Source organism: Paenibacillus sp. FSL F4-0236, from assembly GCF_038000135.1.
Lineage (GTDB): Bacteria > Bacillota > Bacilli > Paenibacillales > Paenibacillaceae > Paenibacillus_AQ.
The window spans coordinates 3,305,340-3,318,143 of record NZ_JBBOBK010000001.1 but is presented as its reverse complement, the minus strand read 5'-3'; the positions used below and the strand labels follow the sequence as shown (position 1 = coordinate 3,318,143).

10 protein-coding genes are annotated in these 12,804 nt (G+C 46.4%); 9 read left to right on the top strand and 1 reads right to left on the bottom strand.

The genetic code is table 11. The annotated features are described in order from the left end of the window. Positions 1-52: 52 nt before the first annotated feature. The 8 genes from NSQ29_RS15105 (at position 53) to NSQ29_RS15070 (ending at position 7,702) form a co-directional block, all read left to right on the top strand. Entirely contained in the window at positions 53-484 is a 432-nt protein-coding gene (locus NSQ29_RS15105; RefSeq protein ID WP_341125472.1) for a CBS domain-containing protein, read from the top strand. A 217-nt stretch (positions 485-701) separates the two neighbouring features. Beyond that, the gene (locus NSQ29_RS15100) at positions 702-2,414 is read left to right on the top strand and encodes a DNA repair helicase XPB (RefSeq protein ID WP_339270624.1); all 1,713 of its coding nucleotides are present in this window, start codon (positions 702-704) and stop codon (positions 2,412-2,414) included. Then, on the top strand, positions 2,411-4,342 hold the full coding sequence (locus tag NSQ29_RS15095; protein WP_341125471.1) for a helicase-associated domain-containing protein: 1,932 nt from the start codon (positions 2,411-2,413) through the stop codon (positions 4,340-4,342). The genes NSQ29_RS15100 and NSQ29_RS15095 overlap by 4 nt, the downstream gene beginning before the upstream one ends. Positions 4,343-4,357: 15 nt before the next feature. Next, a complete protein-coding gene (locus tag NSQ29_RS15090) occupies positions 4,358-4,795 on the top strand; it encodes a YlbF family regulator (protein WP_076282926.1) in 438 nt (145 codons plus the stop codon). Between the two features lie 40 nt (positions 4,796-4,835). Beyond that, entirely contained in the window at positions 4,836-5,099 is a 264-nt protein-coding gene (locus NSQ29_RS15085) for a YlbG family protein (RefSeq protein ID WP_042126853.1), read from the top strand. 164 nt (positions 5,100-5,263) lie between these two features. Continuing rightward, a complete protein-coding gene (locus tag NSQ29_RS15080) occupies positions 5,264-5,701 on the top strand; it encodes a hypothetical protein (protein WP_042193736.1) in 438 nt (145 codons plus the stop codon). Positions 5,702-5,834: 133 nt separating this feature from the next. Further along, on the top strand, positions 5,835-6,734 hold the full coding sequence (locus tag NSQ29_RS15075; RefSeq protein WP_341125470.1) for a selenium metabolism-associated LysR family transcriptional regulator: 900 nt from the start codon (positions 5,835-5,837) through the stop codon (positions 6,732-6,734). A 53-nt stretch (positions 6,735-6,787) separates the two neighbouring features. Beyond that, complete coding sequence (locus NSQ29_RS15070; protein WP_339802961.1) at positions 6,788-7,702, top strand: PHP domain-containing protein; 915 nt, start codon at positions 6,788-6,790, stop codon at positions 7,700-7,702. Positions 7,703-7,785: 83 nt separating this feature from the next. Here NSQ29_RS15070 and NSQ29_RS15065 read toward each other — a convergent pair whose 3' ends face one another. After that, positions 7,786-9,675 carry an Rqc2 family fibronectin-binding protein gene (locus tag NSQ29_RS15065; RefSeq protein WP_341125469.1) on the bottom strand — a complete coding sequence of 630 codons (1,890 nt, stop codon included), beginning with the start codon at positions 9,673-9,675 and terminating at the stop codon, positions 7,786-7,788. Between the two features lie 293 nt (positions 9,676-9,968). On the opposite strand from NSQ29_RS15065, the gene NSQ29_RS15060 reads away from it, so the two are divergent. Then, positions 9,969-12,788 carry a calcium-translocating P-type ATPase, SERCA-type gene (locus tag NSQ29_RS15060; RefSeq protein WP_341125468.1) on the top strand — a complete coding sequence of 940 codons (2,820 nt, stop codon included), beginning with the start codon at positions 9,969-9,971 and terminating at the stop codon, positions 12,786-12,788. Positions 12,789-12,804: the final 16 nt, after the last annotated feature.

The window sequence follows — 12,804 nt, the reverse complement described above, 5'->3', positions numbered from 1 at the left end:
TAGAGGAGAACCTATTCCATAACATGGAGATTACGTTTAGGAGGGTTCGTTCTTGAAGACAGTGAAAGAGGTTATGACGAAGGAGCCTGTAACAGTCACACTACTGGATAATGTGTATGAAGTCGCTGTTAAAATGAGAGAGCATGACACTGGATTTATACCAGTCATTGATAATGAAGACGATAAGACATTACTCGGTGTAATTACAGATCGTGATCTAGTGATTAGAGGTTACGCGGCTAAACACCCTGGATCAACAGCTGTGGAAAAGGTAATGAGTAGAGAAATTCAGACCGTCTCAGAGAATACATCTGTAGATGAGGCTGCAGAACTGATGTCGAGCTGGCAAATTCGCAGATTGGCTGTGACTAGTGGCCAGAAGCTGATAGGTGTAGTGTCCATCGGTGACTTGGCTGTGCGCAACATTTTTGCGGACGAGGCTGGAGAAGCGCTTCATGATATTTCGCAGCAGCATTTACATTAAATAGTTTGATAGGGAAGCTCATGACCGTTATGCGGGGATGAGCTTTTTCCTGTTCAAATCTAAGAAAATATAGATTTCACACTATACATTATCCTAATATTTCTCGCATAAACGCTTACCGTCCTTTTGAGACGCCGAGGGCGTTTTTGCTTGTATGAATGTAAGCAGATTACATAGCGCAGGCTTGAATAAAATTAATGATTGGGGAGGGAACGTTATGAATGAAACAGGGGCTTGCATTGTGCGAAGGGATCGGACGATTCTACTGGAATGTGCACATCCTGGTTTTGAGAAGGCTAGGAAAGAACTAGGAGCCTTTGCAGAGCTCGTAAAGAGTCCTCCGGCTTATCACACCTATAGAATCACTCCATTATCATTATGGAATGCTGCAGCGCTTAATTATACAGCTGAAACGATTATTTCGAGTCTGCATCAACTCGCGCGCTGGGGTGTTCCTGCCGGGCTGGAGGATGAGATCGCAACTCTTCTCTCTAGGTATGGAAAGCTCACCCTTCACGGTCAGGAGACTTCGAATGAGATCATTACGCTTAGGGCTGAGACAGCTGAGATTCTGAATGGACTAGTTAATGAATCAGGTCTAAAGGAGTTAGGTTTGCAGAGAATAAATCCACTAGAAAGCTCATGCCGTGCGGAGAACAGAGGGCTTTTAAAGCAAGAGCTGATGAGACTAGGCTACCCTGTGCTGGATTATGCTGGTTATCATGTCGGACAAGCTCTAAGTTTGACCTGGAAGGAGTCTCACAATCACGCAAAGGATGGAGCGAAAGGTGAAGCTTTTGGACTGCGTGAATATCAGCAGGAGGCTGTCCAGATGTTTCAAGGCATAGAAGGGCAGGGAGGCAGCGGGGTAGTTGTGTTGCCTTGTGGAGCGGGTAAGACGGTAGTGGGACTGGCCGTTCTTGAAAGTCTACAATGCGAAACACTGATCTTAACTTCAAATACAACTTCGGTAAGACAATGGGTAGATGAGCTGCTTGAGCGAACCGATTTGGCTGATGAGTCTATTGGCGAATACTCCGGTGAAAAAAGAGAAGTGCGGCCTGTTACTATAGCTACCTATCAGATATTAACGCACCGTCAATCCAAAGGCGGTCCTTTTCTCCATATGAAGCTGTTCAATGAACGCAACTGGGGTTTGATTATTTATGATGAGGTTCATCTGCTTCCAGCTCCAGTATTCCGGGCTACAGCAGATATTCAGGCTACTAGAAGACTAGGTCTCACTGCAACTCTGGTTAGAGAAGACGGGAAGGAAGGGGACGTATTCTCATTGATCGGGCCTAAACGTTATGACATGCCTTGGAAGGAGCTGGAGCAGCAGGGCTGGATTGCAGAGGTAGAATGTGTCGAGATGATCGTACCGATGAGCTCTGAGCTGAGACAGAAGTATTTGTATGCGGAAGCGAAAGAGAAATTTCGTATGGCCTCATGCAATCCTGCAAAAGCTGAGGTTATAGTCGAGCTTCTAAAAGCCCATCAGGGATCATCGGTTCTGGTTATTGGACAGTATCTCGATCAATTAATTGAACTGGCGGATAAGATCGGTGCACCTCTGATTACGGGTAAAACGAAGCAGCGAGAAAGAGATGAGTTGTATGCAGCTTTTAACGAGGGAATAATACAGGTGCTTGTTGTCTCTAAAGTAGCGAATTTTGCGGTGAATTTGCCAGATGCGTCGATTGCTATTGAGGTTTCAGGAGCTTTTGGATCCAGGCAGGAGGAGGCCCAGCGCTTGGGTCGAATCTTGCGTCCGAAGGCGGGTGAGAACAAAGCGTACTTCTATTCGCTGGTATCTGAAGATAGCCGAGAGCAGGAATTCGCTATGCGCCGCCGGATGTTTTTAACAGAACAGGGGTATGAATATGTCGTTAAAATGGTGCCGAACGGAAAGGAGCGAACGATCCATTGAACCAGCTATCAGCGGAAGCCCTAGAGGTCTTAAAGCGACTATGTGCTGCTTACGCGGCCCAACCCTTTGACGAGGGAAAAGAAGAGCGTTGGCGTCCTACGACGCTCTGCCGGGCAGAGCAAAAGCTTGCAATGAATGAACTGCGGCGCGCGGGGTTGTTAACTGCGAGGCATAAAATATTGGGGGAGAAGCTGTATCAGATTCCTGTGGAACAATTATTAGTGCTAGAACAAGAATTCTTCCCATACCAGCCTAAGTTTATTGAGGGTTATTCAGTGAATCTATCCATGGAGGCGGGTGCTGGACTGGCAGTAGATCTGTTTCGGGCCTTGCTGTTCATGGCTCGTGAAGGCTTGCCTTTGACCGCTAAGGGAATTATTCATAAAAAGAATTTAAATCGTTTAGCGGCTCAGCTTTCTTTTCAGGAAAAGCATTTAGCGGGGCTCTCTATGGGCACTCCTTCGAATGAAATGGATGCTCTGTCAGCGGCTCTTGTAGTAGATATCATGTTGTGTCTTGGGCTTATTACCAGACTGAATACAGGCTATAGACTGGACAAGGATATGCTTGGAAGTTGGTTGCAACTTCCTGAGACAAGAATGACTGACATCCTGTATGGGATTGTTATTCATCGTTTTGGAAGCATTGGGCCTGCCGATCAGCATTTTCGCTATTTAATATCCAGCAATGCTTTTGTATCAGAAAAATGGACAGCGTTGCCTGAGCTTCTGGACTGGATGGCAGATATGAATTTAACCGGAACAGTTTCCCGGAAAGAGCTGGAACAATCAAGCTTGAACTGGCTTCGTTGTCTAACAGGCTTTGGATGGTGTGAACTGGGGAGCACGCCTGAGGGTATCCAGTGTTTTCGCTGGACTGCTGCAAAACCGAAGCTAATGTACAGTAGTGAGTCCTTCCCTGATTCTGTGTCAGAGCATTCGAATGACCAGTTTATTGTGCAGCCCGATTTTGAAGTCCTGATTCCACCGGATGTTCTCTATACTGTGCGCTGGATTTTAGCTGAATGCGCTGAACTTCTGCAAACAGATACGATGTGGAGCTTCCGACTGACTCGTGAGATGCTAGTGCATGCATCAGAGCGAGGGATGCCTCCAGAAGAAGCGATAGCTTGGATTAAAGATCATGCACTGGGTGGTCTGCCATCTGTGGTAGAGCTGTCTTTAGAGCAATGGGGAAAGAGCATTGGCCGAACATCACTCTCTGAAGTGATTCTGTTGACTTGTCAGACGGAGGAGGACGGAGCGGCTATTGCAGCCCATCCGCGACTGCAAGAGAGCCTTAAACGTATCGGACCGCTTCATTTCCTTGTATCTCCGGAGTCTGTGGAGCAGATGCGTAAAGAGCTGTTCTTAGCAGGATTGGCCCCTTCTAGGATGATTGGAGGACATGAGGAAGAGGTGGATGCTGAATGGACTTCATTTCATCAAGAAGCCGAAACCGGGCAAGCGTTGTATTCACTTCCAGAACTAAATGCTGAACTAAGGCTACTCGACAGAGGGAATCCCTTTTTAAACCTACCAGTTATTTCTCCTGAGCAGGAGGAGGATATCTTATTAGGTGGAGAAAATGTGCCACAGATCTGGAGCAAGGAATGGCGCCATTATCATAGCTCAACCGCTCAGAAAGTAATGGAACAAGGGTTGAAATGGGGAATTAAGGTGCGGTTTTCCTTAAAGGACCAAATGTTAGATTTCATCCCCTCCAGAATAAAAGGTAATCCTTGGAAAGTGGCGGGACATCTGCTGTATAACGATGGTGAAACGGTTGAGGAAATAGAGCTGACCCCTGAAGACTGGAAGGAAATGAAGTTAGTAATTCCCAAAAGGCGAAGAAATTCCTCTTCTGCTGAAGCGAGTGATTATGGTATGATAGAAAAGTCTACTGAATTCGGTAGAACATTAACGTAGAAAAGAGCTGAGTTCATGAGCGTAGCGGAATTAAATACGGTCGATATGGCTGAAGTGCTGACATACGCCTATGAATTAGGCGATATGATTAATCAATCCGCCGAAGTGTCGGATTACTTATACTGGAAAGGACGGGTTGATTCGAACCCAGAAATTCAGGCCATGGTCAAACAGCTTCAAGCCAAGAAGGAGTTGTTTGAAGAAACACAGCGATTCGGACATTTTCATCCGAACTATCATTCAGCGAAGGATGAGGTTTCGGCAGTAGAAGCGGAATTGGAGAAGTTTGAAGAGGTCGCTCGTTTTAAGCAGGCGGAGAAGACTCTTGATGACATTCTGCATTCCATGTCGGAAGCGATTGCTTTTTCAGTATCGGATAGCATTAAAGTACCAAGCAATGATCCTTCCCCTAAAGGTGGATGCGGTAGCGGGGGAAAATGCTCCTGCGGATAAGCTTCCCTTAGGATTTAGAGAGAGAAAGGCGGTTTAGCTTATGTTTGCGGAACGGACAGGATACATCATTTGGGTAAGTGACGTTAAAGCGGCACGTAACCTTGAGAAATACGGAACATTACATTATGTTTCTCGGAAAATGCATTATGCAGTGATGTATGTAAATGCAGAACGTGCCGAGGAAGTTATGAAGAATGTCCGCAGACTCTCCTACGTTCGTAAGATCGAAAGATCCTATCGAAACGAAATTAAGACAGAGTATACCAGTAATGGGCCGGACAAGTCCCGTAACTACGGTATGTAATTCTTGGAGATGAACAGGTGCTTAAGTAGCACCTGTTTTTTTATGCGCAGATCTCGGGTAACCGCGGTTTCTTCCGTGCTCTGGAACTTGTACAACTTTCAGCAATGAGGTAAGATGACAACATTAAGTACATACAAAGACCCTTATGGTGGAGTGTGATGATGATGCGCAACAAAGGGACGGATTGGCCCAGTTCTTACGAGCCCTTCCACATCATGCTGAACGACTACAGGGTCGCTGACATCGTTATAACAAATCATGCGAAGAGTCGTTATTTGGACCGGATCAGTAAAGGTGTAAGCGATGACGAAGAGGTCGCCGCATGGATGTGGCAGTGCCTGATGCAGAATCGGCTCAAGCCCTTTTCAGACAGTGATTTTAACGCGTATTTAATTGACGATGACTCTGTAGTAATCGCTGAGTTCACGGAATTGATAGGTGAAAAAGATATTTCAGGTCAGCCATTATATTCTATGATCATCGTTTCGTTTCTTGGTAGAATCTCTGCGACTCCACAGTTGAGAGATTTAAAAACTTACTTTTCGCTGCTGCGCAATTCCCGCCGCACTAAGCTAACGAAGAAGAAGCGTAAACGTAAATAGTGTATAAAGAACGAACAGGAGGCATGCGGCGGTGGCTGCATGTCCTTTTTGAAAATAAGAATATATAAGCTTCATATCGTACATAATCCCTTACTTAAGTTTCTTTTATAGATAGCACAAGGAGTTGCAGAGCATGAACTTTCATCAATTACATATTTTTTATACTGTCTTAGAGCGAGGAAGCTTCTCGGCAGCGGCACAGACATTACATATGACTCAACCAGCAGTGACCATGCAAGTACAGGCGCTAGAGGATTATTTTGGAACCAAGCTCTTCAATCGTTCTACCAAAAAAATCATGCTCACCGAAGCAGGTCATACGTTAATGCCATACGCGCTGCGCAGTATCCAATTGATGCGGGAGACGGATCAAGCGATGTCGGCGTTTACGCATATGTTGGAAGGGCGCTTGCAGCTTGGGGCAAGCCTTACCATTGGGGAGTATGTGCTGCCACGGCTCTTAGGTCCTTTTGGAAAGCAATATCCGAACATTTCAATCATGATGAAGGTCATGAATACCTCGCAAATTATGGAGGAAATCCTAAAACATCAGTTGAATTTTGGTTTAATTGAAGCGTCGGTAACACATCCTGATATGGAGATTGAGCCGGTGATGGGGGATGAATTGAAGTTGATTGTGCCCCATGATCATCCGCTTGCAGAGCAGCAAGAGGTCACTTTGGAGGAGGTGCTTCAGCACCCTTTTGTCCTGCGTGAGCAGGGCTCAGGAACGCGGCGTGTGATGGAAGAGCAGCTCTTCTCGAAAGGGCTTGATCCGGGATCGATGAAAATAGTGATGGAGCTTGGTAGTACGGGTGCTGTGAAGTCGGCAGTGGAGGCGGGACTTGGGGTTACTATTATCTCAACTTCTTCTGTTAAACATGAGGTTGCGCTTGGACTACTGAAAATCGTGAATATCTCGGATGCCTCATTTAAAAGACAATTCTACGCCATTCATCTAAAATCGACATTACTGCCAATTTCTGCAGTGACGTTCTTGACTTTTTTACGTGAGCATTCGAATGATAACTAAAGTAATATGACCAGAGGCAGGAAACTTAGAAACTAGTAGTAGAGGTGATAGAAATGGAGAATGAAACTAGACTGGATGAACTGAAGGGCGACAGACCGGAGAATATTGACGCCTCACGATGCGATCTTCACACGCATACTCAAGCCTCTGATGGCATGCAGCCACCGGAGGAAAATGTACGTCTCGCTAAAGAGAAGGGACTAATCGCAGTTGCCATTACGGATCATGATACTGTGGCTGGTGTGAAGGAAGCTCTCGAAGCAGGAGAGAAGTACGGAATCACTGTTGTACCGGGTGTAGAGATCAGCACTCGTGCTGGAGGAAAAGATATTCACGTCCTTGGATACTACGTAGATCCAGCAAATGAGTTGTTTCTTTCCCGTTTGGAAGGGCTAAGAGAAACCCGGGCACTAAGGAATGAGGCGATTCTCTCAAAATTACGCGGGCTTGGGATTGAAATTACGCTTGAGACAGTTGTCGCGGGAATTGGACGGGAACTGAAGCCTGATGAGAGTATTGGTCGACCACATATTGCTGATGAGCTGGTTCGTCTTGGAGCAGCTACGGATATGAGAGATGCGTTCAATAAGTATTTAGCCGAAGGTGCAGCGGCTTACGTGTCACCCCCACGAATCACGCCCGAGGAAGCCTGTGATTGGATTATCGAGGCGGGTGGGTCCCCAGTATTGGCGCATCCAGGCCTATATGGTGACGACCAGTTAGTACGAGGGATTATGGAGCGGGGGGCTTTTAAAGGGATTGAGGTTTATCATTCGGATCACGAACCCGCTGATTCAGAGCGTTACCAAACCATGGCTGAAGAATACAGCTTAATTATAACCGGTGGCTCGGATTTTCATGGTGCCCGCCAAGGTGTTGTATTCCATGGAGATATCGGTAGTGTTACGGTTTCTGTTGAAGCGCTGGAACAGTTGAAGAAGGTTGCTGGCATGTTACGTCAAAACTAAGTTCAATCAGTTGCACATAATATACTGAAAAACGAAAACCGGCTGTCATCCACAAATGGACGACAGCTGGTTCTTTTTGTTATTTAGCTTCTCAGCGTATTTGGAAGACTCTTAATGCGATTTTCATCTGGAGTGACAAACAATGTTTTCTGATGATCATAGATCACAAATCCGGGTTTCGAGCCACTCGGTTTGCGGACATGGCGGATTAGTGTGCAGTCTACAGGCACACTGCTTGACTGCTTCGCCTGACTGAAATAAGCGGCAAGCTGGGCGGCTTCTTCCAGTGTGGCATCTCCAAATTCCTCACTACGGATGACAACGTGAGAACCAGGAATATCCTTGGTATGCAGCCAAGTATCATTAGGTGAAGCCAGTCGATTAGTGACGTATTCGTTCTGTAAATTATTTTTTCCGACATAAATGTCGATGCCTTCAGACGAGGTGAAGACCTGCAATGTGGGTCTGGTTGCTTTTTTCTTTTTCTTGCCTTTTTTGCTTCGGTCGCGAAGATATCCTTGACTTACAAGCTCGTCGCGGATCTCTTCAATGTCATTCAATGAGGCATGGGCAAGCTGTTGAAGTAAACTTTCCATGTAGGATATTTCCTCATGGGTCTTAATCAGCTGCTCATTAATGACAAGGAGGCTGTTTTTATATTTGTTGTACTTTTTAAAATAACGTTGTGCATTATCCGATGGGCTTAATAAAGGGTCGAGTGGGATGACCATTTCTGCCTGATTTTCGTCATAATAATTGACCAAAGAGGCTTCTTTATCTCCTTTGGACACGGCATGTAAGGACGCGAATAGCAATTCACCCCAAATACGATAGCGATCTGCGTCTTGCGCTTCGTCTAGATCCTTCTGTAGATTGGCAAGCTTCTTAACGTTTTTGCTACGTTCGTTGCTCAGGAAACGGATCAAATCACTTACCCGTTGCTTCACCGTATCACGTTCAGCTTTATCCCCGTAATAATCCTCCATGCACTCACTAATCGTGTTATATTGCTTCGCATCCTCACCCAGTAGAGATAACGGAATCGCGGAAAAAATCATTTTCCCTTTCGCATTCGCACCTGAAACAGGAGAGAATTCGCAATTATGGACAGGTCCCATTACAGACTGGAAGGCGTCCCATAACTTTGTTGGGAATTCTGGTGCAGATCCCTGTGTATCACCTATCGCAAGGTCATTTCTGAGACGAAGAGCAATCTCTCCGGCAACAAGTGGACTCATTCCGCTGAAGGCATGCACCATCCAGCCTACCGGGTCAGCAGATGGGGAAGGACCGCCTGAGCCGTCAGGTTTCTGCTCAACCTCTTCTTTTGTAATCAGGTTGGCGAGCTCACCTTCAATGATTTCTTCCGGTTCGGCCTCCTTCTCATCTTCTTCCAGTAGAGCGGATTCTTCAGCAGCTGAGATCAAATTGAGAAATCGTTCTTTATCGATCTCCAGAGGGTTCAGCTTGTGTTGCTGAGGAGGCTCTGTGTAAGCGACACCAGGCATTACGATCCGGTAGCTGCTGATTGATGGAGTAACATGATGAATACCGTCTATGATCGTTCCTGTGCTGAGCTCAGTAAGGATGATATTACTATGCCGTCCCATGAGCTCTATGATGATCTTTTTGGCAGAGACGTCTCCAAGCTCATCTCTAGTCTTAACATTTATGTGAATAATTCGTTCCATGCCTACCTGAGTGATGCTCTCAATAGCCCCACCTTCACAATGCTTACGCATGAGCATGCAGAACATAGGTGCTTCTGAGGGGTTTATGCTGCTTCTTTCTGTAAGGTGCAGACGCGGATATGTCGGATTAGCAGAGAGCAATAGCTTGCCGCCGCCACCGGCACCCCGCAGGTTGAAGATAAGATCGTGATTGCTCGGTTGATATATTTTGCCTATACGTGCACCTATGAATGATTGCAGTTCGTGCACGATAGCTCGGGTAACAATGCCGTCTAATGCCATGATAAAGCTCTCCTGTCGACGTGAAATGAATTTCTGAAAATATAAGAAAGTATAAGTTTCACATCATACTTTATATCTTATATTTCTTGTTTAAACGCTTACCGTCCTTATAAGAACACCGAAGACGTTTAAGCTTACCTCTCTATGATGCCATACTTTGGGACATTCGCGCAAAAGGGGAATTGGTTAGGCGGTGATATTATTGGACGACCTTGAATACACTTGGTCATGAACAGGTGGAAAAGCTGTGCGCCGCCGGAAGTCAAGAAACGACCGGGAGGGAAAGAAAAGTCATGGAACAAAACAGTTGGCACCGGCTCGGTGCAGAAGAGCTGCAGAAAATGTTCAATGTCCATCCGAGGACGGGCCTCAGTGGAGAGGATGCCGCGGAGCGACGGAAGCAAAATGGGTATAACGAGCTGTCCGAAGGAAAGACCGTATCCCCGTTTACCCTGCTGTTGAACCAGTTTAAGGATTTCATGGTGCTTGTGCTTATGGGTGCGACGCTCGTATCCGGTTTGCTTGGCGAATATTTGGATGCCATCACGATCATCGCGATTATCCTTTTAAACGGAGCCCTTGGGTTTGTTCAAGAGTTCCGCGCCGAACGTTCGCTAAGAGCTTTAAAACAGCTCTCCGCACCTTCTGCCAAAGTACTGCGTGGGGGGAACAGTGAGGTCATTCCAGCAAAGATGTTAGTACCAGGTGATATTGTCTTGCTGGAGAGTGGTGATCGAATACCCGCGGATATACGATGGCTGGATTGCAGTTCTCTATATGTGGAGGAATCTGCGCTAACTGGGGAATCGCTGCCTGTCTCGAAGCATTCGGATGTGATCCGCGCGGAGGAGATTCCGCTCGGCGATCAGAAGAATCTTGGGTTCATGGGCACAATGGTAACCAGGGGTACTGGTAAAGCTATCGTAATTCGTACGGGTATGGACACAGAGATGGGTAAGATTGCAGACCTGATCCAGAATACAGAATCTCAGGAAACTCCCCTTCAGCATCGTCTCGAGCAGTTAGGGAAAATTTTAATCTATGTATCACTAGGTTTAACTATTGTAGTTGTAGCAGCCGGTATTTTACATGGACAGCCTGCCACAGCAATGTTCTTGGCCGGGGTAAGCTTGGCGGTCGCTGCGATTCCGGAAGGGCTTCCGGCCATTGTAACCATCGCACTTGCGCTGGGCGTGCAGAGGATGATCAAACGAAAGGCCATCGTTCGTAAATTACCTTCAGTGGAAACCTTGGGCTGCGCATCCGTCATCTGTTCGGACAAGACGGGTACATTGACTCAGAATAAAATGACGGTGACCCGATTATGGACGGGCGGACGTGGCCTTGAAGTAACAGGTGAAGGTTATGCTCCGAGCGGACAGGTTCTGGAGAAAGGTAAACCGGTTGATCTCAAAAATGATCAAAGTTTAAGACGGATGCTACAGGTGGGTGCTTTGTGCAGTAATGCGGAGATTATTGAGACCTTTCCGACCGAAGTGCGAGGTAAGCGTAAAGGGAAGGATAAGGACATTGTAGTTGATAAATCTTCTGACAGCTCATCGATTTGGGAACTCAAAGGAGATCCAACGGAAGGAGCTCTAGTAGCGCTTTCAGGGAAGATGGGTTTGACTGCCCAGACGCTAGCCGTAACCTACTCCCGTGAGAAGGAATTTCCTTTTGATTCCGAGCGGAAGTTAATGTCAGTTATTATTGGTCATCCCGGAGGACGGATGGTATGTACGAAAGGCGCGCCTGATGTGCTGCTTAATCGCTGTTCGTATATGCTTTGGGAAGGCGGTGTCGTGCCTTTAACGCCAACATTGCGGCAGAAAGTACTTGATGCCAATGAGCAAATGGCTTCAGGTGCACTTCGTGTCCTAGGTATGGCTTATCGTGATATGCGTCCAAGTGAACATGTGGATAGTGAAAAGGATGCGGAGTGCCAACTTGTCTTTATCGGATTGGCTGGAATGATTGATCCGCCACGGCGTGAAGTTCGCGATGCCATTAGCGTCACACGCCGAGCAGGAATTAAGACTGTGATGATTACTGGGGACCATGGAACGACTGCAGAGGCCATTGCTCACCAATTAGGAATTCTGCAACGTGGGGGCACAGTATTAACAGGGGCTCAACTGACTCGGATGGATGATGATGAGCTGGATAAAGTATCGGATAATGTGTACGTATTCGCCCGCGTATCTCCAGAGCATAAGCTTCGTATTGTGAAGTCTTTGCAGCGCCGTGGTCATGTTGTGGCTATGACCGGAGACGGAGTCAATGATGCTCCAGCCATTAAAGCGGCAGATATAGGAATATCTATGGGGATCACCGGAACAGATGTGACCAAGGAAGCATCTTCATTAGTGTTAGGGGATGACAACTTCTCAACCATTGTTGCGGCCATTGAAGAGGGTAGAAACATCTATGAGAACATTCGTAAATTCATTCGATACCTACTTGCATCAAATGTAGGGGAAATCTTGACCATGTTCTTTGCCATGATGCTCGGTCTGCCTCTGCCATTAGTGCCTATTCAAATTTTATGGGTCAACTTGGTGACAGACGGACTGCCAGCGATGGCGCTTGGTGTTGACCAGCCTGAGAAGGACTTAATGGAGCATAAGCCACGTGGTGCAAAGGAAAATATTTTTGCCCGTCGTTTAGGGTGGAAGATCATAAGCCGTGGATTTTTAATCGGTTTATGTACGTTAGGAGCATTTTGGCTAACCTTACGTGTAGCACCAGAGAATCCAGCGCAGCTGATTCGAGCACAATCTGTAGCTTTTGCAACACTCGTTATGGCTCAGTTGATTCATGTCTTTGATTGCCGCAGTTCTCGTTCGGTGTTCCATCGAAATCCGTTCCAGAATAAGTACCTAGTTCTTGCTGTATTGTCATCCGTGATTTTGATGCTAGCTGTTATGTATATTCCATTTCTCCAACCCGTCTTTAAAACAGTGCCGCTTAATTTCCGTGAATGGTGTCTAGTATTTGTAACAGCGGGGATTCCGACCTTCTTGATGGGGGCTGGCAGTGTTTGGGGCGGTAAACGTAATCGTGGTCGTAGCGGCAGTAATTCGATGATAAAAAGTACAAAAATTTCGGCATAAAGTTAATAGTAACGCT

Coding starts and splice junctions, on each gene's coding strand:
- NSQ29_RS15100 (WP_339270624.1), top strand. CDS start 702: ATGAATGAAACAGGGGCTTGCATTGTGCGAAGGGATCGGACGATTCTA.
- NSQ29_RS15085 (WP_042126853.1), top strand. CDS start 4,836: ATGTTTGCGGAACGGACAGGATACATCATTTGGGTAAGTGACGTTAAA.
- NSQ29_RS15060 (WP_341125468.1), top strand. CDS start 9,969: ATGGAACAAAACAGTTGGCACCGGCTCGGTGCAGAAGAGCTGCAGAAA.
- NSQ29_RS15070 (WP_339802961.1), top strand. CDS start 6,788: ATGGAGAATGAAACTAGACTGGATGAACTGAAGGGCGACAGACCGGAG.
- NSQ29_RS15075 (WP_341125470.1), top strand. CDS start 5,835: ATGAACTTTCATCAATTACATATTTTTTATACTGTCTTAGAGCGAGGA.
- NSQ29_RS15090 (WP_076282926.1), top strand. CDS start 4,358: ATGAGCGTAGCGGAATTAAATACGGTCGATATGGCTGAAGTGCTGACA.
- NSQ29_RS15065 (WP_341125469.1), bottom strand. CDS start 9,675: ATGGCATTAGACGGCATTGTTACCCGAGCTATCGTGCACGAACTGCAA.
- NSQ29_RS15080 (WP_042193736.1), top strand. CDS start 5,264: ATGCGCAACAAAGGGACGGATTGGCCCAGTTCTTACGAGCCCTTCCAC.